This window comes from Ensifer sp. LC163, assembly GCF_001695855.1.
In the GTDB taxonomy this organism is placed as follows: domain Bacteria; phylum Pseudomonadota; class Alphaproteobacteria; order Rhizobiales; family Rhizobiaceae; genus Ensifer.
The window spans coordinates 15,123-36,839 of sequence record NZ_MBSS01000026.1 but is presented as its reverse complement, the minus strand read 5'-3'; the positions used below and the strand labels follow the sequence as shown (position 1 = coordinate 36,839).

20 protein-coding genes and 1 pseudogene are annotated in these 21,717 nt (G+C 56.8%); 19 read left to right on the top strand and 2 right to left on the bottom strand.

All coding sequences use genetic code 11. The annotated features are described in order from the left end of the window. Window positions 1-367: 367 nt before the first annotated feature. A pseudogene (locus tag BC360_RS21350) lies at window positions 368-754 on the top strand (IS3 family transposase); the annotation flags it as partial. Between the two features lie 395 nt (window positions 755-1,149). After that, window positions 1,150-1,674 (top strand): hypothetical protein, encoded by a 525-nt coding sequence (locus BC360_RS21345; protein ID WP_320416831.1) that lies wholly within the window; start codon window positions 1,150-1,152, stop codon window positions 1,672-1,674. 89 nt (window positions 1,675-1,763) lie between these two features. On the opposite strand, the gene BC360_RS21340 is transcribed toward BC360_RS21345, so the two are convergent. Beyond that, window positions 1,764-3,053 carry an ATP-binding protein gene (locus tag BC360_RS21340; RefSeq protein ID WP_065796831.1) on the bottom strand — a complete coding sequence of 430 codons (1,290 nt, stop codon included), beginning with the start codon at window positions 3,051-3,053 and terminating at the stop codon, window positions 1,764-1,766. Window positions 3,054-3,202: 149 nt separating this feature from the next. Continuing rightward, the gene (locus BC360_RS21335) at window positions 3,203-4,234 is read right to left on the bottom strand and encodes a LacI family DNA-binding transcriptional regulator (RefSeq protein WP_065796830.1); all 1,032 of its coding nucleotides are present in this window, start codon (window positions 4,232-4,234) and stop codon (window positions 3,203-3,205) included. A 160-nt stretch (window positions 4,235-4,394) separates the two neighbouring features. On the opposite strand from BC360_RS21335, the gene BC360_RS21330 reads away from it, so the two are divergent. From BC360_RS21330 to BC360_RS21250, 17 genes are all read left to right on the top strand, one after another. After that, on the top strand, window positions 4,395-5,486 hold the full coding sequence (locus BC360_RS21330; protein ID WP_065796829.1) for a fatty acid desaturase family protein: 1,092 nt from the start codon (window positions 4,395-4,397) through the stop codon (window positions 5,484-5,486). A gap of 35 nt (window positions 5,487-5,521) precedes the next feature. Continuing rightward, the gene (locus tag BC360_RS21325) at window positions 5,522-5,839 is read left to right on the top strand and encodes a MocE family 2Fe-2S type ferredoxin (RefSeq protein ID WP_065796828.1); all 318 of its coding nucleotides are present in this window, start codon (window positions 5,522-5,524) and stop codon (window positions 5,837-5,839) included. A gap of 54 nt (window positions 5,840-5,893) precedes the next feature. Further along, window positions 5,894-7,120 carry an NAD(P)/FAD-dependent oxidoreductase gene (locus BC360_RS21320; RefSeq protein WP_065796836.1) on the top strand — a complete coding sequence of 409 codons (1,227 nt, stop codon included), beginning with the start codon at window positions 5,894-5,896 and terminating at the stop codon, window positions 7,118-7,120. Between the two features lie 53 nt (window positions 7,121-7,173). Then, window positions 7,174-7,971, top strand: coding sequence for a 3-methyl-2-oxobutanoate hydroxymethyltransferase (locus tag BC360_RS21315; protein WP_065796827.1), 798 nt, complete (start codon window positions 7,174-7,176; stop codon window positions 7,969-7,971). Between the two features lie 87 nt (window positions 7,972-8,058). Next, window positions 8,059-8,877 (top strand): sterol desaturase family protein, encoded by an 819-nt coding sequence (locus BC360_RS21310; protein ID WP_083222672.1) that lies wholly within the window; start codon window positions 8,059-8,061, stop codon window positions 8,875-8,877. A gap of 104 nt (window positions 8,878-8,981) precedes the next feature. Beyond that, window positions 8,982-10,022, top strand: coding sequence for a thiosulfate ABC transporter substrate-binding protein CysP (gene cysP, locus BC360_RS21305; RefSeq protein ID WP_167590851.1), 1,041 nt, complete (start codon window positions 8,982-8,984; stop codon window positions 10,020-10,022). A 92-nt stretch (window positions 10,023-10,114) separates the two neighbouring features. After that, a complete protein-coding gene (gene cysT / locus BC360_RS21300) occupies window positions 10,115-10,936 on the top strand; it encodes a sulfate ABC transporter permease subunit CysT (RefSeq protein WP_065796826.1) in 822 nt (273 codons plus the stop codon). A 3-nt stretch (window positions 10,937-10,939) separates the two neighbouring features. Further along, window positions 10,940-11,827: a sulfate ABC transporter permease subunit CysW gene (gene cysW, locus BC360_RS21295; protein ID WP_065796825.1), complete on the top strand. Its 888-nt coding sequence runs from the start codon at window positions 10,940-10,942 to the stop codon at window positions 11,825-11,827. Further along, on the top strand, window positions 11,824-12,843 hold the full coding sequence (locus BC360_RS21290) for a sulfate/molybdate ABC transporter ATP-binding protein (protein WP_065796824.1): 1,020 nt from the start codon (window positions 11,824-11,826) through the stop codon (window positions 12,841-12,843). Before cysW ends, BC360_RS21290 begins: the two co-directional genes overlap by 4 nt. A gap of 123 nt (window positions 12,844-12,966) precedes the next feature. Next, window positions 12,967-14,901: a glycosyltransferase family 2 protein gene (locus tag BC360_RS21285; protein ID WP_065796823.1), complete on the top strand. Its 1,935-nt coding sequence runs from the start codon at window positions 12,967-12,969 to the stop codon at window positions 14,899-14,901. After that, entirely contained in the window at window positions 14,898-16,022 is a 1,125-nt protein-coding gene (locus tag BC360_RS21280) for a glycosyltransferase family 4 protein (protein ID WP_139110141.1), read from the top strand. Before BC360_RS21285 ends, BC360_RS21280 begins: the two co-directional genes overlap by 4 nt. Before the next feature lie 106 nt (window positions 16,023-16,128). Further along, window positions 16,129-16,701 carry a dTDP-4-dehydrorhamnose 3,5-epimerase gene (gene rfbC, locus BC360_RS21275; RefSeq protein ID WP_065796821.1) on the top strand — a complete coding sequence of 191 codons (573 nt, stop codon included), beginning with the start codon at window positions 16,129-16,131 and terminating at the stop codon, window positions 16,699-16,701. Window positions 16,702-16,720: 19 nt separating this feature from the next. Further along, the gene (rfbB, locus tag BC360_RS21270; RefSeq protein WP_065796820.1) at window positions 16,721-17,776 is read left to right on the top strand and encodes a dTDP-glucose 4,6-dehydratase; all 1,056 of its coding nucleotides are present in this window, start codon (window positions 16,721-16,723) and stop codon (window positions 17,774-17,776) included. Next, window positions 17,773-18,660 (top strand): dTDP-4-dehydrorhamnose reductase, encoded by an 888-nt coding sequence (gene rfbD, locus BC360_RS21265; protein WP_065796819.1) that lies wholly within the window; start codon window positions 17,773-17,775, stop codon window positions 18,658-18,660. Before rfbB ends, rfbD begins: the two co-directional genes overlap by 4 nt. Before the next feature lie 19 nt (window positions 18,661-18,679). Beyond that, window positions 18,680-19,552: a glucose-1-phosphate thymidylyltransferase RfbA gene (gene rfbA / locus BC360_RS21260; protein WP_065796818.1), complete on the top strand. Its 873-nt coding sequence runs from the start codon at window positions 18,680-18,682 to the stop codon at window positions 19,550-19,552. Window positions 19,553-19,760: 208 nt separating this feature from the next. Next, window positions 19,761-20,582, top strand: coding sequence for a class I SAM-dependent methyltransferase (locus BC360_RS21255; protein ID WP_065796817.1), 822 nt, complete (start codon window positions 19,761-19,763; stop codon window positions 20,580-20,582). Between the two features lie 85 nt (window positions 20,583-20,667). Continuing rightward, window positions 20,668-21,714 carry a hypothetical protein gene (locus tag BC360_RS21250; protein WP_065796816.1) on the top strand — a complete coding sequence of 349 codons (1,047 nt, stop codon included), beginning with the start codon at window positions 20,668-20,670 and terminating at the stop codon, window positions 21,712-21,714. The last annotated feature ends 3 nt before the right edge of the window (window positions 21,715-21,717 follow it).

Here is a 21,717-nt window from a genome sequence, read left to right as displayed (position 1 = left end):
GCATCCGCATCCAGATGCTCGGCTTACCGTCACAACATCCGATAGGAGCCGTATGCGGTAGTGCCGCACGTACGGATCTGACCGGGGGGCGATGGGTAACCATCGTCCCTACCGGGACCCGTTGACGCAAGAGAACGGCTCAGATTCAAGACTATAATGACTCGAGCCGGCCCCCCTGATGTTGCGGAATTGATGGCGCTTTGGGCGGCGAATGCTGCCGAAATCGCCGGTGCTGCGGCCTGTGACGAGCGACATCGTGGCAGGGTGCTGGCAAATCTTCAGCGCCGCGCCCGGTTACTAGGCTATCAGCTCGAACTTATGACCGCCGAAGAATGTGTTTCTTAGGAAGGCCGCAGCCTACTTTGCAAAATTCGCCTTCATTGCAAAGCACCGTTGCATCTGGCCGGTGGCATGGCTCTGCGAAGCGCTGGGTGTTTCTCGTTCCGACTTTCATGCCTGGCTCAATTGTTCGCCGAGCATCCATGCTCGGTTTGATGAAGTCCTGCTGGCGAAGATCGAGCAGAGCTTCAAATTTAGCGACCGCACCTATGGTGCCCGGCGTGTCTGGCACGACCTGCTCGCTGAAGGCTTCTCCTACGGATTGCATCGCGTCGAGCGGCTGATGCGTGAGAACGCATTGCGAGCACGTCCCCGCAGACGAGGCTTGCCAAAGGATGCCGGTGAGCGCTCCGGCATCATGCCGAATGTGCTGGACCGGCAGTCCGAGGCGGATCGCCCCAATCAGAAATGGGTGGTATCCAATCAACAAGAAAGCAATTCTTGTGCGATCTTCACATCCGTGCGCGACCACTCTTGGTTTCCCGCTGGCCGCGCACTGGTCTGAAAAGCTGACTTCAAGCGGTGGTCACGGCGCAAGTTCGGTTTGCATTTGGCTCTGCAAGGTGGTTTTTGGCGGAACGTGCCGAGGTGGCCGGCAGAGTGAGAATTTGAACGTGCTCGACAATCCGACGCTAACCGCGATGCAAACTAGGCCCTGGCACCCAAAATGGGGAGCAAGGCTCGGAGCGACTTTTTTCGTGCACAAGGCGTTTCCTTGGCTGGGCCGCTATTTCGGCGAGGCGCCGCTTCGTTCGACGCTTGCGCCTGGGCTCGATGGCATCCTGGCGAAGGCTCCGGCTGGTTGATCAAGTGTTTGGCGATGTTTCGGTCGAAAAGGCGCTCGGCTCGCCTTCCGCCTTTGACCGAATGTTGGATGATGCGCTCGCAAGCAGCGCCCAGATCGTCGTTCGCACGCATCCAGACGTTATTGCCGGTCACCGCAAGGGCTATATGACCCAATGGGCATCGAAATTGCCGGGCGTAACCTTGATGGCCGACAAGGTGTCTGCAGCGGCGGTCCTCGCCGTCGTTGACGAAGTCTGGACCGTCTCCAGCCAAATGGGCTTCGACGCGCTTTTGCGTGGCCTGCCCGTCCGTTGTTATGCGACCCCATTTTATGCCGGTTGGGGACTGACGGAAGACCGCGTGGAAGACCGAGCCCAAGTGGTGCATGCGAGGCGGGCAACTGCGCGACCGACCGTCGATCAGCTGACATTCGCAGCTTTCAGCCTCTACCCCGTCTATCGCCATCCAAAGACGTGGGCCGTGCTGGAGCCACTCCAGGCAATTGATTATCTGGTCGAAGAAATCGCCACAACGATGCGGACTGCCTGACTTTTTTATGGCCTGGATCACTTAATCAGCGGTCCCACGGTCCATGCGCACAGAAAGGGCCAGGGCCCGAAAGCTGTCCAATCGCCCATTCAGACTAAACTTTCTTTGAACGACCAAAATATCGACAGTGGGAGCGCGACCATGTTTTCGCCGAAACTGAGTACGCGCTCTCCCATATAGACGACGATGCCGACGAAGGGACGGTTCTTACCTGGGCCTTCGTCTCGAAACCATCGCAGATGCTGAAAGTCCTTTGCTTCAACCGCAGTCGATGTCTTCATCTCGAAGCCTATTATCGCTCTGTCTGATTCAGCAATGATGTCTATCTCGCGTCCTCGTTGATGCCTCCAATGATAAAGTCGCCACCGACGCCTCTGATGGGGGAGGGATTTCCACAGTTCATTGTGAACGAAATTTTCGAAAAGGCCGCCAAGCGCTGTGGGATTCGCGCCAATATTGAAGCTCTGGGCGTTCATACTCCTCAAGGCGGCGACGATCCCAGTATCCACAAGATGGATTTTTGGTTGGCGGATGTCGCGCCCGGACTCACCCGATGTCCACGCAGGCAATCGTTGCAAAAGTGAAAGTTTGGTTAAAATATCGAGGTAGGTCTCGGTGGTATTTCTTTGTAAACTGATGTTCGAAGAGAGTTCGTCTATGTTCAGCTCGTTTCCGACGCGCGAAGCTAGTTGATCGATCATTCGCCTCATGGCGTCCGATTTTCTTATTTTTAAGATGTACGCAACATCGCGTTCCACGACACTGTCTACGTAGTCTGTGTATCGATTTTGTCTCCAGCGCTCTTCCAGAGTTTGTATCTCGGGAAAGCCGCCTGCTACTATCAAGTCGATGTATTGTGCTCGGGACAAGGTTTCTGCTTTAGGCAGGTCCAGCGGATCGGGACGGACATCCGTCGACGCCCAGTCGAGAATTTTTGCAGCTCCCATGCGCTTTGTCTCGGCGACACTCATTGGAAGCATCGTCATTGTATGGACTCTACCTGCCAACGAGTCCGCCACGTGCGCGGAAGTGAAGACGTTGGAAGAACCTGTCAGGACGAACTGTCCCATTGCTCGATTTTCGTCCACAATCCTCTTCAATGCCAAGGCCAATTTCGTTGATCGCTGGGCTTCGTCGATAATGAGCGGGCCTACTTTCGTCTCAGCCAGCAGAGCGTCCAACTGTCCTTTTGGATCAGTCTCGATAGCTGCAAGCACACCTTCATCATCTAGTGTAATGAATTTTCCGACGCTCAATAGATCGCGTACAAGCGTCGTCTTCCCGACCTGCCGTGGCCCGATAATATTAACCACTCGCGCTGATGTAAGAGCAGCCTTCAGTTGGGATTGCAGATGACGCGGTAAGAGGCTGTCGTCCATGATAGTCACTTCATCTTCTCGGCAAAAAGTGATGTGGGCAAAGTTGTAATAGATCTTCGGGGAAAGTATCAATAGGGGTTCGGGGAAAGTGTCAATAGCGTCGTGGTGAAAGTGTAAATAGGCCTTGATGTGGTCACCGACATACTTCGTCAGATGTTCTCCGGCGTGAAGAGATCAAAGGGCAGGAAGGTCTGACCCGGCGCGCCCGTCGGGCCCTTGTCGATTGACTGTATCATCAGGTTGATGGTTTCGCGGGCTAAAGCGGCGGTTGGCGTCGAGATTGCCAGCGTCACGACATCGTCGGCGAGTGCTGCGCGCGATTCCGGGGTCAGTTCGTTGACGACGGCGATCAGCTTGCCTTCGAGTTTTTCCTCGCGGATTGCCGAGATCGCGCCTTCCATGCCGCCGCCGCAGACATAAAAGCCGGTCAGATCCGGGTGGCGTTGCAAGAGATTGAGCGTCGCCTCATGCGTGATCTCGGCGGTGTCGAGATTGACCATCGTGTCGAGCACTTCGAAATCAGGCGCGTGCTCGCGAAAGTAGGATCGGAAGCCGATCTCACGCAGTTCATGGCCGAGAAAGCGATGGCTGCCGACGAACGCTGCGACCTTGCCCGGCCTCTTCGCCGCCTTGGCAATCATCCAGGCAGCGGTCCTGCCGACTTTATGATTGTTCAAGCCGATATAGCCTTCGCGAACCCCGGCTGCAAAGTCGGAAAGCAAGGAGAAGACCGGGACTCCACGCTCTTTGAGCTCTTCGACCATTGCCGTCACTGCCGGATAATCCGGAGCCACAAGGGCAATCGCCTGGTTGCGAGCGGCCATTGCCTTCAGCTTCTCGGTGATGCCTGATGGTGTGGAGTTGGCGACGAATTCAATCTGGGGCAGGGCGCGAACGTTCGACAGCGCGAGCGCTGCGTTCTCGATCTCCTTGGCCACGGCCTGGTAAAACGATTGCTGCGGCTTTTGCAGCAGAAAGCCGAGGCGATATTGCGGAAGGTCCTCGAAGACCCGCTGACGAAGCAAGCCGACCGCGTGGTAGCCGATGCCTTTGGCGGCATCATAGACCCGACGCGCCGTCTCTTCGCGCACCGGATGTCGGCCGTTGAGAACGCGGTCCACAGTGGCAACGCTGACGCCCGCGGCACGGGCAAGGTCGGCAATTGTCGGTCTGTTGCTCATCGGTTACCCCTGAAATTATTCCATCATTCATGAAATGCAAGGTTTGATGGTATTTGAGAGAATATAGCATCACTGCATTGAGAACTTGCAAAAGTCAACCTATCGTCAGTTCCAAGAGACGAGGGGCGGCCGCCGACATGCGGTCGATTGCGGGAGGACAATGGCGATGGTTCCGACGAAGCGTGATTACAGCTTGCTTGGGCGGGATGCGCAGGCGGCGTTCGCCAATGGGCTGTCTGCTGCCGAGTGGTATCACACCGAGATCCCGCGCAAGCAGATGAAGGAACTGATGAAGCGCGGGGATGGTCCCGCCATCCGTGACACGGCCATCTGGTTCGGCAGCCTGATCCTTTTTGGCGGCCTCGGTGTCTACTTCTGGGGAACGTGGTGGGCCGTTCCCTTCTTTCTCGCCTACGGCGTTCTTTATGGTTCGGCTTCCGACAGCCGTTGGCACGAATGTGGTCATGGCACGGCGTTCAAGACGATGTGGATGAACGATGTCGTCTACCAGGTCGCCTGCTTCATGATCATGCGGAACCCGGTGACCTGGCGCTGGAGCCATACGCGCCACCACACCGACACGGTCATCGTCGGTCGCGACCCTGAGATTGCCGTTATGCGCCCGCCGGATCTGCTTCGGCTCGTGCTGAACTTCTTCGGCATTCTGGATGTCTGGCACGCCGTTATCGACATGGTGCGCAACGCTTTTGGCGTCATCAGCGCGGCCGAAAAAACCTTCATCCCCGAGATGGAGCAGCCGAAGGCAATCCGGATCGCGCGGATCTGGTTTGCGATTTATCTCACAACGATTGGCCTGTCCTTTTATCTCGGCTCGCTCCTGCCGTTGACGCTCATCGGCCTGCCGCGTCTTTATGGTGCCTGGCATCACGTGCTGACGGGGCTGCTGCAGCACGGCGGGCTCGCCGACAACGTCACCGACCACAGGCTGAACAGCCGCACTGTCTACATGAACCCGGTCAGCCGTTTCATCTATTGGAACATGAATTACCATGTCGAACATCACATGTTCCCGATGGTGCCCTACCATGCGCTGCCGCGGCTTCACGCGATGATCAAGCATGACCTGCCGGTGCCGAACCCATCCATGATCCACGGCTATCGCGAGATGTTCCCCGCCTTCCTGCGTCAGTTGCGGAACGAGGACTATTTCCTGAAACGCGAACTGCCGCCGACGGCAAGACCCTATCGTGAAGAGTTTCATAGCGATGCCCTGGTGCATGCCGCCGAATAGGCACGCCGGCAAACAATCAACACTTGGAGGAAAGCATGACTGGCAACTGGATCGAGGTCTGCGCGGCCGATGAGATCGACGAGGAGGACGTGATCCGCTTCGACCATGACGGGCGCACCTTTGCCGTCTACCGCAGTCCAGACGACGAATATTTCGCGACCGATGGTCTGTGCACCCACGAGCACATCCACCTCGCCGACGGGCTGGTGATGGACGACATCATCGAATGCCCGAAACACAATGGTCGCTTCAATTACAAGACCGGCCAGGCCAAGGGCGCGCCCGTCTGCATCAACCTGAAGACTTATCCGGTCAAGGTCGAGGCAGGCAGCGTTTTCATCGCTGTCGCTTGAGCGGGCGCTGATGGCGTCCGACGCGAAAATTGGGAGAGGCACATGAACAGGCCCATGAACAGAATTGTCATCGTCGGCGCCGGCGAGTGTGGTGCCCGGGCGGCGTTTGCGCTTAGGGAGAAGGGCTACGCGGGAGACATCACGCTCATTGGTGCTGAACCGCATCTGCCATACGAGCGGCCGCCGCTCTCGAAGGAAGGCCTGGTAGAGCAGCAGGGTCCCAAACTTGTCGCCGATGCCGACCGCTATCAGTCCGTGGGGATTAGCGTGCTTACCGGCGCAGCCGTTGAGGGCATCGATCGTAATGCCAGGACGGTGCGAATAGCCGATGGGCGGGAACTTTCCTATGATCGGCTGCTGCTTGCGACCGGCGCAAGCCCCAGGCATTTTCCCGGGCAGTCTCAAACAATACCGCTTGTCCGGGTGCTGCGGACGCATGCCGACGCCGAAGCCATCCGCTTGAAGCTCGCACCTGGTAGCACGCTTGCCATCATCGGTGGTGGGTTTATCGGCCTGGAACTTGCGGCGACCGCCCGCAAGCTTGGTGCGGACGTTGTTATCCTCGAGGGCCTGCCACGCGTGCTTTCCCGCGGCGTGCCGGAAGAAATCGCCGCCGTCGTTGCCGAGCGGCATCGACTGGAAGGCGTCGATATCCGCTGCAACGCCAGGATCGCGGGCATCAAAGAATGCGAGGAGAGGGTGGAAATCGAGCTTGCCGACGGCGGCATCCTTGTCGCCGACCTCGTCGTTGTCGGCATTGGCGCCGTGCCGAACACGGCACTGGCCGAAGCTGCAGGCCTTGTCATCGACAATGGCATTGCCGTCGATGAGACGCTTTGCACCTCTGACCCTGACATCTTTGCGGCCGGCGATTGCTGCTCCTTTCCGCTCGGACACTATGACGACCGGCGGATAAGGCTCGAGGCCTGGCGAAATGCGCAGGATCAGGGAACGCTGGCAGCGGCCAATCTGCTTGGCGCCGCTGCGACGATCGCGAGCGTGCCGTGGTTCTGGTCCGATCAATATGACCTTACGCTGCAGATCACCGGCCTGGCCGAAGGTGCTGTGGCGACGGTGCGGCGGGACCTTGGCGATGGTGCCTTCATTCTCTTTCATCTCGATGCCAGCGGGCGGCTGATCAGCGCGAGCGGCATCGGCACAGGAAACGCGGTTGCTCGCGATATCCGTCTTGCCGAGATGCTGATTGCTGCCGGCAAGCGGCCGGATCCGCTGGCGCTCGGCTCAAATGACACCAAGCTGAAGGCGCTGCTCGCCGCCTGAGGCTAGCTGCCTTTTCCCACCACTATGACAATAACCGAAATCCGGAGATCCCGATGCGAAACCGCCGTCCGACCGTTGCCGACCTTCTTTCGATGAAAGGCAAGAGGCAGCTGACGATGCTGCGGGTCGAAACACTCGATGAAGCGGGGGCCGCGGAAGCTGCCGGCATCGATCTGGTTTCCGTGCCGCCGACCCTGCTCGGGCCGGAATTTCGCGAAGCTGCCCCGACGTGTTTCGCTTTTCCGGGCCTCGAATATGGCGATCTCGTCACGGCTGACGAATATATCCGCGCCGCTTTCAAGGCGCTGAAGGCGGGAGGGGACGCAGTCTATTGCGCCGCAAGCCTTTCTACCGTTCGACGCATGCGGGACGAAGGCATTCCGGTCTGCGGCCATGTCGGCCTCATTCCGTCAAAGGCCACCTGGACCGGCGGGTTTCGTGCAGTCGGTAAGACGGCGGCAAGCGCGATAGAGGTCTGGCGCCAGGTAAAGGCACTGGAAGAGGCGGGCGCCTTTGCCGCCGAGATCGAAGTGGTGCCGGGCGAAGTCGCAGCGGCGATCAGCGCGAAAACATCGATGCTCATGCTGTCGATGGGGGCCGGTACCGGCTGCGACGCCCAATATCTCTTCAGCGATGACGTGCTCGGCGCCAACCGTGGCCATGTTCCGCGCCACGCGAAAATCTACCGCAACTTTGCCGCCGAACATGAGCGGCTGCAACGCGAACGCCTTGCCGCTTTCTCGGAGTTTGCCGAAGATGTTCGTTCCGGCGCCTATCCGGAAAAAGGCCATCTCGTCGGGATCGACAAGGCCGAGTTGAAAGCGTTCTTGTCGGATCTCGAGCGGGTGTAAGTCGGGAGGGCTTACCTTGCCTTTCGTGGTCGCGTTGGTGTATTCAGCCTGTCTGTTCATCTCCCACACTGCAACACCGGATTTCACTTGAACGCGTTCGTCCAGGGTACCCTGACTTTTCTCGCCATTCTTGCGGTCATCTACGCCGCGACGGTGCTCCTCTATTTTGCGCTCGGCTACGGCATCACCTGGCTCAATGATCGCAATCCGGAGCGGCGCATCCAGAAGGGGCGGCGAGGGGAGAAGCGAAAGGCGGTCGAGATCCGCCAGAGCATGGCGTCCATTCTCGTGACCTGCACGTCGGTGGCGATCGGTCTTTTTGCCCAGTACCAGGGCTGGACTTTGTTCGCGCCCTGGGCCTTCAACTGGTGGACGGCCGTACCGCTCTTCCTGCTCTGCATGGTGCTGTTCGACGCGTGGTTCTATTTCGCGCACCGGCTGCTGCACACCAAACTGTTCTACAAGTATCACCTGCTGCATCATCGAAGCGTCGCCCCGACCGTGTGGAGCAACGATTCGATCGGCCTCGTGGATACCGCCCTGTCGCAAGGCTTTTACGCCGTCATCGTCTTTGCGGTGCCGTTCCCGCCGCTGATTCTGCTGGCGCATCGGTTGTTCGACCAGATCAACGGCACGTTCGGTCATGCGGGTTTCGAATATTTTGCCTCGCCGACGGCGCGTTATCCCTGGCCGCTGCTGTGCACCACCTATCACGACCAGCATCACGCCGAGTTCAAATACAACTACGCGAATTATTTTTCCTTCTGGGACCGCGTTCTGGGCACGATCTCGCCGGTCTATGATCGGCGTGTGGAGACGTTAGAAGGAGAGGCGCCGGCCATCAGCCTCAAGCGGCCGTCGCAGTCGGCTCCTACACAAGAGGCGTCGGCAACCTCCGATCGGTAGTTTAGGGCAACGGCTGCAAAGCCGTTTTCCCCGATATCCGAGTTCGTTAGGTGATTTTTCTCGTTCGGGAAACAACCTAAGATCACGGTGCCTCGTCGTCTCCAATGTCGGCCGCTAGGTTTGCTTCAACCCGCCGCCTCTATTCCACCGGAGATACCCATGAAGAAACTGCTGATCGCGGGCGCGCCTTTGTCGCGCTCCTGAGCGGACCGGCCTTTGCCGAAGCGCCGACCACCCTTCTCAATGCATCCTACGACGTTGCGCGGGAAGTTTTTGCGGCCGAGAACGAAGCTTTCATCAAGGCACATCCGGGTATCACCGTCGACCAAGCGCATGCCGGCACTTCGAAGCAGGCGCGCGCGATCGTCGAGGGCCTGGAGGCGGACGTCGTCACCTTCAATCAGGTGACCGATATCGACTTTCTGGCAAAGAACGGCTTCGTCGCTGAGGGATGGCAGACGGAGTTTCCGAACAACGCTTCGCCGTTCTATTCCTTCCCGTCCTTCCTGGTGCGAGCCGGCAATCCGAAGGGCATCAAGGATTGGGGCGATCTTGCGCGTGACGATGTGAAGGTGGTCTTCCCGAACCCGAAGACGTCGGGCAATGCGCGCTACACCTATCTGGCGGCAACCGCTTATGCCAAGGAGGCTTTCAAGGACGATCCGGCCAAGGTCGCAGAGTTCGTCAAGAAGATCTTCGACAACGTACCGGTCTTCGATACCGGCGGCCGCGCAGCAACGACGACCTTCGTCGAGCGCGAGATCGGCGACGTGATCATCACCTTCGAAGCGGAAACCCGCTCGATCGCCAAGCAGTACGGCGCCGACAAGTTTGAAAGCGTCGTGCCTTCAGTCAGCCTGCTTGCGGAATTCCCGGTCGCCGTTGTCGACAAGGTTGCCGACAAGCGTGGCTCGCGCGAACTGGCAAAGTCCTATCTCGATTTCCTTTACACCGAGGAGGGCCAGAAGATTGCCGCTGAATATGGCCACCGCGTCCACAACGAAAAAGTGACAGCAGAGTTCAAGGATCAGTTCCCGGAAATCCGTCTTGTAACGGTCGAGGACGTCTTCGGTGGCTGGGGCAAGATCAAGGATGAACACTTCGCTTCCGGTGCTGCGCTCGATCAGATCTACGGCAATCGCTAAAAGGCGCTCCCAAACCGGTCGTTTCGACCCGGCGAGTTCCGCTCGCCGGGTTCTGCCATGAATGAAAGCCATGCCGCCGTGGAGGCGATCTCTTGAAACGCAATGTCCTGCCCGGCCTGCCTTTGTCGCTGGGCATCACCCTTTTTTATGTGGCGCTGATCGTCGTGTTGCCCTTGGCGGCGCTTGTCGTCAAGGCGGCGAGCCTTGGACCTGCCGAATATTGGGCAATCGTCTCTTCGCCGCGCGCCGTCGCCAGTTACCGCGTCACTGTGCTTTCGGCACTTGTCGCCACCGCCTTCAACCTCGTCTTCGGCTTGGCGCTTGCCTGGGTGCTTGTTCGCTACCGCTTTCCGGGGCGTCGGATCATTGACGCGATCGTCGATCTGCCCTTTGCCCTGCCGACGGCCGTGGCTGGCATCGCCTTGACCACGCTGTTTGCCTCGAATGGCTGGTTCGGGGCGCTTCTCGCACCCTTCGGCATCAAGGTGGCCTACACGCCCCTCGGCATCATGGTGGCCATGTGCTTCACCAGCCTGCCCTTCATTGTTCGTACCGTGCAGCCGGTGCTTGAAGACCTCGATCCTGCGCTGGAAGAGGCGGCGCAATCGCTCGGCGGATCGGACAGCGCCATTTTCGTGCGCGTTATTCTTCCCTTGCTAATTCCGGCGCTGCTCGCGGGCCTGTCACTGTCCTTCGCCCGATCGCTGGGTGAGTTCGGGGCGATCATCTTCATTGCCGGCAACCAACCGATGGAAACCGAAATCACCGCATTGCTCGCCTTCATCCGGCTTGAGGAATACGACTATCAGGCGGCCGCCGCGATCGCCTCCGTCTTGCTGATCACCGCCTTCCTGATGTTGGCCGCCACCAATCTCCTGCAGGCGCGTGCCTTGCGCTACACCGCGAGGTCCTGAACCATGATACCCACAAGACGCAAACTGCCGCGCGTCGGTGACGGGCCGATCATACGCCGCGTGCTGATTGGCACGACGCTGTTCTTCGGCGCCATTCTGGTGCTCGCACCGCTGATCGTGATTGCGGTGGAGGCCTTCGGCCAAGGGGTCAAGGCCTACGCAGCGACCATCGCCCATCCCGATACGCGTCACGCGATTTTCATGACGGTCGCAACAGCGTTGATCGCCGTTCCCGTCAATACCGCTTTCGGTCTTGCTGCCGCCTGGGCGATCACCAAGTTCGATTTCTGGGGGAGGCGTGCCCTTCTCGTTGTCATCGAGATCCCATTTTCGATCTCGCCAATCGTTGCAGGCGTCGCCTATCTCTTCGTCTATGGTCTGCAAGGCTTGTTCGGCCCGATGCTGGAAGCGGCGGATATCAAGATCCTGTTTGCGCTGCCGGGAATCGTCCTTGCCTCGATGTTCGTGACAGCACCTTTCGTTGCGCGCGAGCTTATCCCGTTGATGCAGGCGCAGGGCAGGGACCTCGAAGAGGCGGCAACCTCGCTCGGTGCTTCGGGCTGGCGCACATTCTTCTCCGTCACGCTTCCCAATGTGAAATGGGCGCTGCTCTACGGCGTCGTTCTCTGCAACGCTCGCGTCATGGGTGAGTTCGGCGCGGTTTCGGTGGTCTCCGGCAATATTCGCGGCCAGACCAACACGCTGCCGCTTCATATCGAGTTGCTCTATCACGATTACCAGGCGGCCGGCGCCTTTGCCGCCGCCTCGATCCTTGCGACGCTTGCCGTCGTCACCATCATTGCCAAGGTTGCGCTCGAGCGCCGCGGCGCCGGTCGCCGGCCGGCGCTTGCCGCAGCGACCAACGAACCCAAAGCAGGAAACCGCCCATGAAGATCCGTCTCGATCAGGTCGTAAAGACCTTCGACACGTTCCGCGCCGTGCATGGCGTCTCGCTCGAGATCGAGAGCGGACAACTGGTGGCCCTCCTTGGTCCCTCCGGTTCCGGCAAGACGACGATCCTGCGCATGGTCGCCGGTCTCGAATATGCCGATGGCGGCCACATCTATTTCGGCGACCAGGACGCGACTGACATCCCGGTGCGCGACCGCGGCGTCGGCTTCGTCTTTCAGCACTATGCGCTCTTTCCGCATATGACACTCGCCGAAAACATCGCCTTCGGCATGAAGGTTTCCAAGACCAAGCGCAGCAAGACTGAAATCGCCACGCGCGTTTTGGAGCTCCTGCGGCTGGTTAAGCTCGAAGGACTTGGCGATCGCTTCCCCGGCCAGATCTCCGGCGGCCAGCGGCAGCGCGTGGCACTCGCCCGAGCCCTGGCAGTTGATCCGAAAGTGCTACTTCTTGACGAACCCTTCGGCGCTCTCGATGCCAATGTTCGCCGTGATCTGCGCCGCTGGCTGCGCGAAATCCACGACGAACTCGGGATTACGACGTTGTTCGTGACGCACGATCAGGAGGAGGCACTGGACCTAGCCGACCGTGTCGTTATCCTCGATCAGGGTAGGGTCGTGCAAGAGGGAACGCCGGCTGAAGTGTGCCGCGAACCGAACTCGGCATTTGTGATGCGGTTTTTGGGAGATGCAAACCGCATTACCGCGACCGTTCGGGACGGGCGAGCCTATATTGGTGAGACCGTGATGGATGCGCCGTCGTCGAGCGATGGCCCGATCGACATTTACTTGCGGCCGGGCGATATTGATTGGCGCCCCGATGGGAATGGCATACCCGCAACGATCGTCCGCGTCCTCGATCGCCCAGGTGGCAGACGGGTTCTCGCCAATGTAGAAGGCGGAACGGCACTGGAGTTCGATGTGCCACCTGAGACGGATGTGCGGTCCGGGCAGCTTGGAAGACTGCAGATCAAGCGCTCTCGTCTTTACCCGGCCTGAAACAACATTGGATGCATGGATATTCGGTTTGCGCAGATAACCGGAATTATGAGTTAAATTTCATTCCAAGCTCTGGCATAAGCGGCATACCGACTCCGGTTTCGCTGAATTGCAAGATAGAGAATGATGGCTGACGCTTCACAGGTCGAATTCAAGGTGCCGCTCAAGGCTGCGCCCGAAGATTATGCCGACCGTCCTGTCGTTCTAACGGTTAAGGATCCAGGGCACCGTTTGGGTCTGCGCCCGCGCTTGGCGTTGCATCGAAAGGGCAGGGTACCAGCTACGGTTTTCCGCTCTTTCCTGGTGAATAGCAAAGGCCGCGGACGGTTTTATGGCTGGCTGCCGGTGCAATTCGAAGGCGCAACGCTTGTCGCCGATGACGCAACAGCGGAAATATCCGCCGACGTTACCCCGGAAATAAACGTGCGGCGGCTGTCGCTGCTCGAAATCGGGACTATCCTGGTTCTGCAACGACCCTTGTTCATTCTTCGTATTCTTCGTCTCCTTATGGCGCGCAACATGAAAGGCGCCACGTTTCGCTTTGCCAGGCAAGTCGACGCTTTGTCGGCGCCGAGCTATGACGAATGGATCGACGCCCAGCAGGCGGCGGAGCGCGTGGAGGGAACTGACGCTCCGGGAGATTGGCCAACAAAACCTTTCGTCTTCGTTTCCATCGGGCGCGGCACTGAGCAGGCCGTCGCCGAAACACGCGCTTCACTCGCCACCCAGACCTGGCGCGACCACGCCGAGATGCCTGTCAGTGAAGTCGCAGGTATGAAAGATGGGAACGCAGCCCGACCGCAACTATGGATGCGGCTTCCCGCGGGCATGCGCCTTGCGCCGCGCGCATTGGAGCGGCTGGTCAGGCCTTTCGCATTCTCGCCCTCTGTGGTGGCGGTCTACAGCGATGAAGATCGAGTCAATAAGCGTGGTCGCCGAAACGATCCGTTCTTCAAGCCTGCCTGGAATCCGCCCCTTGCTCAATCCGGTTGGCTCCCATTGGACGGTGCCCTTGTCCGCTTGGTTGACCTGCCAAAGGGCTTGGATCTCGAGAATCTGCCGATGGGCGAGGTGATCGACAAAGCTGCAAAGGGGCGCCGCGATGCGGTTCTTCATGTGCCGCGGGTTCTCTTGCACAGAGACGCTCCATACCAGCGAATGATCGGGCATGTTCGATTGAAAGCGGACGCAGCTGAGGTGCCCAAGGTAAGCGTCATCATTCCGACGCGGGATCGAGCTGACCTGCTAGAGGCGTGCCTGAAGGGGCTTTTTGAAAGCACCGATGGCGTTGATCTGGATGTTATCGTTATTGACAATGACAGCAGCGATCCCGCAGCTCTTGCTCTTATGAGCCGCTATGAAAAGGCTGGGCGTATCCGTCGTCTGCCGCTGCCAGGTGGGTTCAATTTTTCACGGGCGTGCAATCTTGGTGTCGAAGCATCGCGCCATGAACTCATCCTTCTGCTCAACAACGACGTCGAGCCATTGCGGCGAGATTGGCTTACCAAGCTCTCTCGGGAGCTGGATGATCCTGATGTCGGCGCCGCGGGAAGCCTCCTGCTTTTCCCCGACGGTTACATTCAGCATGGCGGCGTGACGCTCGGCGCCGGCACTGTTGCCCGGCATAGCTTTCATTTCCTGCATCCGAAGTCAGCGGAGGACTATGGCCTCCTTCGCGAACGAAGGGAGGTCTCGGCGGTTACTGCAGCGTGCCTGCTGACACGGAAGAGCCTATGGGCGCAAATTGGCGGCATGGATGAGAGCAAGCTAACGGTTGCGTTCAACGATGTCGACTACTGCGTCAAGGTACGGCAGGCGGGATGCACGATTGTCTGGACTCCTGATAGCGCCATGCTGCACAGGGAATCTGTCTCTCGAGGTGCAGACAATACTCCTGAAAAGCTGCGCCGTTTCGCGCGTGAGGAACAGACGGTGTATCAGCGGTGGGGCGATATCTTGCGGAATGATCCGTATCACAACCCCAACCTCTCCCTGATCGCGGAGGATTTTGTTCTTGAGGCCCGCCCGCGCGATCTATCTCCGAGGACGTCCGCATGATCAACCTCAGAGAGAGACTTGCCCTTTGGATTGAGCGAAAGCTACCGCGACCGCAACTGAGGCCAGAAGCGACGGGTCGTCCACGACGACCAGTCAAGCGGATCATCGTCTTCGGGCGCATGCCGAACCCGACCTACGACTATTATTTCGCCGCGCGGCTTGAGGCACCGGGCATGCCCCCGTTCCAGGCCGTCGACATCAGGCACGGCAATCTCGCGGACCTTGATCCGGAGGGGGCCTTCATCATCATCTGTCGCTATGCGTCACCGGATGTGCTGACCTGGCTCGACAGCAATGCGGATCGCTTGTCCGGGGTCGGCCTTTTCGTCGACGACGACATCCCGGCCGTGGTGACGGGAAGCGACGCCGATTTCCCTTATCGCCTTTTTTTGTATTCTCGAGCTCTGTGGCCCTTGCGCCGCCTCAATCGCCACCTCGATATCGTCTGGGCCTCGACGCCGCATCTGGCTTCGACGCTGCAAATGCCGGAGGTTCAGGTTCTCCCTCCAGCGCCGCCGGAACGATTGTGGAAGCGGGCTGCTGATGCTGCCTGCGCCGCAAACCCGATATCGGACCAGGTGTTGATCGCCTACCACGCGACGGGCGTTCACCTCCAAGAACATCGTTTTCTGCGTCCGATCATCGAGGAAATCATGACGCAGCGACCGCAGGTGCGCTTTGAGGTTTTTGCAGACGGCCGTGCTGCGTCGATCTGGGAAGGGTTGGAACGAGTGTCGGTCCGAAGACCAATGTCCTGGAGTGACTATCTCGCAGACGCCAACGATCGCATCATCGATGTTATGCTCGTTCCGCTTCACCCGTCGCGCGTGAATGATAGCCGCGCGCCGACAAAGCGAATCGATGTCGCCCGATATAAAGCTGCCGGTGTTTTTTCCGAGGGCGCGGCCTATGGATACGCAACACGTGAAGGTTCTGGAGAGCAGCGTGTGCCATATGTTCGCGACATTTGGCAGAATGCGATCCTAAGGCTGGTTGACGATCATGAGAGACATGATTTGGCAACAGCAGGCACTTTGCGGCTTGTCAGGCAGATGACGCAAAGTGCGAATGAGGGGCTAAAAATGCTGGCGACAGACACCGCCACAAACTTGCTTTGTTAGTAGGCTGTACAAATCTCCGTTTCTCGTGTCTTGGTGCCAGCCTCTACTGGACCGGTTGTCCGCGCCCATGCTAGTGGTCGCTCCATATGAGTAGTAGGTATTGTTGATGTCTTCTAAGGTTATTCTAGTTCGCTCGAAGCGATTTGGCGATGAGCGCGGTTGGTTTTCCGAAACCTATAATGAAAAAACTTTCTTCGAGCGGGGCATTAGCGACCGATTCGTTCAGGACAATCATTCGCTTTCGGTGCCCGTTGGCACGCTGAGGGGGTTGCATTTCCAAACGCCGCCATTCGCTCAGGCGAAGCTGGTTCGCTGCATTCGCGGCCGTATCTTTGATGTAGCCGTTGATATCCGTCGGGCGTCGCCGACGTTTGGGCGCTGGGTCGGAGCTGAGCTATCGGCAGAAAACGGCAACCAACTTTACGTGCCGGTCGGCTTTGCCCACGGCTTTGTTACACTTGAGCCTTCTACCGAGGTCACATACAAGGTTTCGAATGTGTATTCCCCTCAAAACGACGGCGGGGTCCGATGGAACGATACGCAGATTGGAGTGAACTGGCCGCTCCCGCAAGATGTCGCCCCTACGCTAAGTGCCAAAGACCAGCGTCAGCCCTTATTGCGTGATTTCGACAGTCCGTTCGAATATGACGGAATACCACTTGAAATGATCGAAGTTTAAGTATTTTCCAGGAGACGATATGCGCATTCTAGTTACCGGTGGAGCTGGTTTTATCGGATCTGCATTGATCCGACATCTCATCGAAAACAGCGATCACGACGTTCTGAATTTTGACAAATTGACCTACGCCGGAACCTTGACGTCGTTGGCGACGGTCTCGTCGTCGTCTCGGTACCGGTTCAAGCAGGGCGATGTTTGTGACGAGCATGCAGTCGCCGCCACAATCGAGGACTTTCAGCCGGATGTAATTACACATCTTGCAGCTGAATCGCATGTGGATCGCTCCATTGATGGTCCTGGGACTTTTATTCAGACGAACATTGTCGGCACCTACACCCTCTTGGCAAAGGCCCTGGAGTATTGGCGTCGACTAGACGACATTCGTCGCAAATCGTTCCGCTTTCACCATATCTCCACCGACGAGGTTTTCGGTTCTCTCGGTGAAACCGGCTACTTTACTGAAGCGACGCCGTATGATCCGCGCTCGCCTTACTCGGCCTCCAAGGCCGGATCGGATCACCTGGTCTCCGCTTGGGGCCACACGTTCGGTCTTCCGGTCCTTATTACCAACTGCTCCAACAATTACGGCCCTTATCATTTTCCGGAAAAATTAATTCCATTGATGATCGTAAGGGCTTTGGCGGGTGAACCGCTACCCGTTTATGGGAATGGTTTGAACGTGCGCGACTGGCTGTATGTTGAAGATCATGTTCGGGCGTTGCAATGCGTGTTTGAGAAGGGAATACCAGGCCAGACTTATAACGTAGGTGGCAATTCCGAACGTCGAAACATTGACGTCGTAAGATCCGTTTGCGAGATATTGGACCGCCTACATCCGCGTGAAGATGGTGAATCCTATTATAAGCAAATTTCGTATGTCGCCGATCGGCCCGGTCATGATCAGCGTTACGCGATCGATGCGTCCAAGATCAGCGATGATCTCGGGTGGCAACCTGTCGAGAATTTTGAAAGCGGCATGGAGAAGACCGTCGCCTGGTATCTGAGTGAGCGCGATTGGTGGGCGGAAATTCTCGATCGGACCCAGGCGGCCAATCGGCGAGGGTTGGGCGCATGACCAAGCAGCGGATCCTTGTCACAGGGGGGACGGGGCAGGTTGGGACTGAACTGCTCCGATTCACCTGGCCCGAAGATGTTCAGATAGTCGCACCAACACGTCAAGAATTGGATCTGAGCGACTGCGACAGTATCTGGCGGTACATTTCGGCGGGTAATTTTTCTGCTGTAATCAATTCGGGAGCTTATACGGCGGTCGACAAGGCGGAAAGGGAGGTGTTGACGGCTTGGAAAGTCAATGCCTTAGCTCCCGCCGCTTTAGCTTCGGCGTCGAAGGAATGCGACATACCGCTGGTTCATGTGTCGACTGACTACGTCTTTGACGGGGAGAAAAAGTCTGCGTATGTCGAGGACGATCCGGTCGCCCCACTTGGTGTTTATGGCGCCTCTAAGGAAGCGGGAGAACAGGCGGTTCGAACGGGAAACCCCCGGCACGTTATTCTTCGAACCGCGTGGGTATTCAGTCCACATGGGAATAATTTTGTGAAAACGATGTTGCGGCTCGGTGCTGAGCGCAACTTGATAAAAGTTGTCGAAGATCAACGTGGATGCCCTTCTGCTGCATCCGATATCGCTTTCATATTGGCGACTGTCACTTGCAACCTAATCAAGGGAAAGGTCGGCGGTACCGGGACTTACAATTTCGCGAATGCGGGAGAGGCATCATGGTTCGACTTCGCGTGTGAGATCTTTCGTCAGAGGGAACGGGCAGGCTGTAAGGTTCCCAGGATTGAGGCGATAAAAACGAGCGAATATCCAACGTCCGCGAGGCGACCCGCCAACTCTGCTCTGTCTACTAAAAAGTTGCAAGTTGACTACGGCTTGTCCGCGAGATCATGGCAGAGCGCGCTAGCCGAGGTCTTAAATTATTGCGTTTTCGAATAAATATCGAGGGTGACTGTCCATGAGGGGAATAATACTTGCAGGCGGAAGCGGAACGCGGCTTCAGCCTATGACGAACGTCATATCGAAGCAGCTTATGCCGATCTACGATAAGCCTATGATTTACTACCCACTCTCGACCCTTATGCTCGCGGGAATCCGAGAGATACTTATTATTTCAACGCCGCAAGATTTGCCGAGCTTTCAACGCTTACTGGGGGACGGTTCCAATTGGGGAATTGACTTGAAGTATGCTGTGCAGCCGTCACCAGATGGATTGGCACAAGCTTATGTAATCGGTGCGGATTTTGTGGGCTCGGAAGCTTCATGCTTGATTCTAGGTGATAATATTTTCTATGGCCACGGCATTATTGAGTTGTTCAAAGGATCAATGTCACGCGCGCAAGGCGCGACAGTCTTTGCTTACCATGTCAATGATCCTGAGCGCTACGGTGTCGTGGAGTTTGACGATAAAATGAAAGCTGTCTCTATCGAGGAGAAGCCGGCCATCGCCAAGTCGAACTGGGCGGTTACCGGCCTTTATTTTTATGACGCCGATGTTGTCGAGATAGCGGCGGGTCTTCGCCCTTCGCCTCGTGGTGAGTTGGAAATCACCGACATAAACAAGCAGTACTTAGAAAAGGGCACTCTGAATGTAGAGCTAATGGGACGTGGTTATGCTTGGTTAGACACAGGGACGCCGGATAGCTTGCTCGAAGCTGCGGAATTCGTAGCAACGCTGGAGCGGCGGCAAGGTTTCAAAATTGCCTGCCCGGAAGAGATTGCATTTAAACAAGGATTCATTAGTGCACAAGAGCTCGAGCGTCTTGGGATGGGTCTGGGCAAAAGCAGCTACGGAAAGTATCTGCTTGAGAAGGTCCTGACTGGTCGCTGAATTCGAAGGAAATCTGATACCCCCCAACATTGGTCAGAGTTTCCTCATTACGGTCGATTGGTGGGCATCCCCGCCGGACGGGATGCAATGGAAGGCTATTCTGTCACCAAAAATTCAGTTTATGCGGTCGCTACCATGATCTTTGAAGGACCCGCATAGCGGGTCTAGCTTGATTGGTGCGTGTTGAGGTTACATATGAGGTCGGTAAATGTTGAGCTGGTTAAAAAAACGTCGCCGTGCGAATGCGGCCTCAGTCGAATCGATTTTCGATCAGTATGAACTGAGGCGGCCTGCGGCTCAGAACGCGATAGACGCCCTTCCCGGTTGGAATTCAGCGTTTCCGGAAGAGTTCGGTTTACACGCCGGCAGACATTACCTTTACGCAGACGATCGGATAGCTTGGGCGATCGAGCAATATGGTGCCATCGAGAACTGTCGTATTCTCGAAGTTGGCCCGCTAGAGGGCATGCATACCTACATGTTGAATGGTCATCGCCCGGCGAGGATCGACGCAATTGAGGCCAATCGGCTTTGCTTTCTGAGATGTTTGGTTGCGGGGCACATCCTGAACATTGATCGAGCGAACTTTATGTTGGGCGACATCCAGGAATGGCTTCGGGACACAGACATATCATACGATCTCGCAATCGCCTCGGGCGTGCTCTATCACATGAGCGATCCTGGAGAGTTTTTGCAATTGTTGTCGAAGTGCTCCAACACTCTGTTTCTTTGGACACACTTTTTCCATGATGAGGCGATGCCCCCAACTGATGTTCGACGCAGGCCGTTTAGTGGCCGTGTTGAGATCCGGAACGTGGGTGGCAAAGAGGTTCGCTACCATGAGCGGAGCTATCAGGATGCCAACTCGAATGCCTCATTCTGTGGGGGAATGAAGGATCGACATTTCTGGATGCAGCGCGATGATATTCTTGAGCTACTAGGATCGCTTGGTTACTCTAGTATCGAGATTCATAGGGAAGAACTGGATCACGCGGGTGGTCCCTGCTTTTCTCTGTTCGCTCGCAAATGAAGTAGTGAGCGTGAACGTGGCCCTTCTCGTTTCTGTTCTCCTTACGCGCTTGGCTTGAAAGTAATTCTGCTGACGAGGGAACATCATGCTGTTCAACATCGAGCATGACAATGGAGATGTTATCGAAGGCTATCTTATACCGGATGGCTTTGCGGAGATTCCAACGATTGTCGTATCCGATGTAACTGGCCCCATTATTGAGTTGCAGTGCACCCATGTTCGGCAATCAGTAATTGACGCTGGTCGGCACGGTGGGCCGGTCGGCTTCCGGCTGGATCTCAGTATAATTCCTAATCTTATAGATTGCGAAGGTCTTGCCATTCACGACTCTAAAACTGGTATCCTTGTGTACAGGCGTCCGCGAGTCAAAGATCCAATTCATAAGAAGATACTACGCCTCGAAACGCAACTCATCCCTCATCTTCGCCTCGATGCGTATTATGGACGAAATTTTCAGTACGAACTTTCGTCAATTGAAAGGTATGGCCACGAAACAACTCTCCAAGTTTTTCATCTAAATACGATTGATTCAATTTATTTGAGTGGTCGTTTGCTTATGCGAAATTACGAGGAATTCTTCGACAAGGGCTTTTCTGCGATCGTTATGCTGACCGATCCATACTACGAGATGGCGACGAGACTTTATGTCTTGAAAAGGATGTCTAAAATAAAGATCCCTTTTCTTGGCGACCGCGATCAATTGATTCTCGGTGCTGCTGTAGATTACTTTGAACCGGTGATGATCAATGATGAGCGATCGCTAAGGCAGGCATTGAAACACGCTCCACAGAAGGTGCGAAACGTTTTCCTCTCTCCAACTACAAGGCAGCTTGCTTGCACCTCTCCGGAACAACCTGTAACGCGGGCAGATGTGGCACCGGCGATCGATCTACTTTCCCGCTTCACTGTCGTTGGGCACCAGTCTGAAGAACTCCATTTTCAACAAGCTGTTGGCGAGTTGCTCAATTTACCAGCCGACGGTATGCAATTCTCCCCCAAGCACTCTGAGCTTGAGCGAATTGCAGAAAATCTACGCGCAATTCCGTTTGCGGAGCAATTGTTGGAGCAGGATCTTATTTTTGACCATTATGTCCGGCAGGCGATGTCACCAATGACGGCGCAGGAATTCTGAAGA

Bases quoted from the DNA above. Each gene is read 5' to 3' on its own strand.
- BC360_RS21340 (WP_065796831.1), bottom strand. From the start codon at position 3,053: ATGGACGACAGCCTCTTACCGCGTCATCTGCAATCCCAACTGAAGGCT.
- BC360_RS21335 (WP_065796830.1), bottom strand. From the start codon at position 4,234: ATGAGCAACAGACCGACAATTGCCGACCTTGCCCGTGCCGCGGGCGTC.
- BC360_RS21330 (WP_065796829.1), top strand. From the start codon at position 4,395: ATGGCGATGGTTCCGACGAAGCGTGATTACAGCTTGCTTGGGCGGGAT.
- BC360_RS21325 (WP_065796828.1), top strand. From the start codon at position 5,522: ATGACTGGCAACTGGATCGAGGTCTGCGCGGCCGATGAGATCGACGAG.
- BC360_RS21320 (WP_065796836.1), top strand. From the start codon at position 5,894: ATGAACAGAATTGTCATCGTCGGCGCCGGCGAGTGTGGTGCCCGGGCG.
- BC360_RS21315 (WP_065796827.1), top strand. From the start codon at position 7,174: ATGCGAAACCGCCGTCCGACCGTTGCCGACCTTCTTTCGATGAAAGGC.
- cysP (WP_167590851.1), top strand. From the start codon at position 8,982: ATGTCGGCCGCTAGGTTTGCTTCAACCCGCCGCCTCTATTCCACCGGA.
- cysW (WP_065796825.1), top strand. From the start codon at position 10,940: ATGATACCCACAAGACGCAAACTGCCGCGCGTCGGTGACGGGCCGATC.
- BC360_RS21290 (WP_065796824.1), top strand. From the start codon at position 11,824: ATGAAGATCCGTCTCGATCAGGTCGTAAAGACCTTCGACACGTTCCGC.
- BC360_RS21285 (WP_065796823.1), top strand. From the start codon at position 12,967: ATGATGGCTGACGCTTCACAGGTCGAATTCAAGGTGCCGCTCAAGGCT.
- BC360_RS21280 (WP_139110141.1), top strand. From the start codon at position 14,898: ATGATCAACCTCAGAGAGAGACTTGCCCTTTGGATTGAGCGAAAGCTA.
- rfbC (WP_065796821.1), top strand. From the start codon at position 16,129: ATGTCTTCTAAGGTTATTCTAGTTCGCTCGAAGCGATTTGGCGATGAG.
- rfbB (WP_065796820.1), top strand. From the start codon at position 16,721: ATGCGCATTCTAGTTACCGGTGGAGCTGGTTTTATCGGATCTGCATTG.
- rfbD (WP_065796819.1), top strand. From the start codon at position 17,773: ATGACCAAGCAGCGGATCCTTGTCACAGGGGGGACGGGGCAGGTTGGG.
- rfbA (WP_065796818.1), top strand. From the start codon at position 18,680: ATGAGGGGAATAATACTTGCAGGCGGAAGCGGAACGCGGCTTCAGCCT.
- BC360_RS21255 (WP_065796817.1), top strand. From the start codon at position 19,761: ATGTTGAGCTGGTTAAAAAAACGTCGCCGTGCGAATGCGGCCTCAGTC.
- BC360_RS21250 (WP_065796816.1), top strand. From the start codon at position 20,668: ATGCTGTTCAACATCGAGCATGACAATGGAGATGTTATCGAAGGCTAT.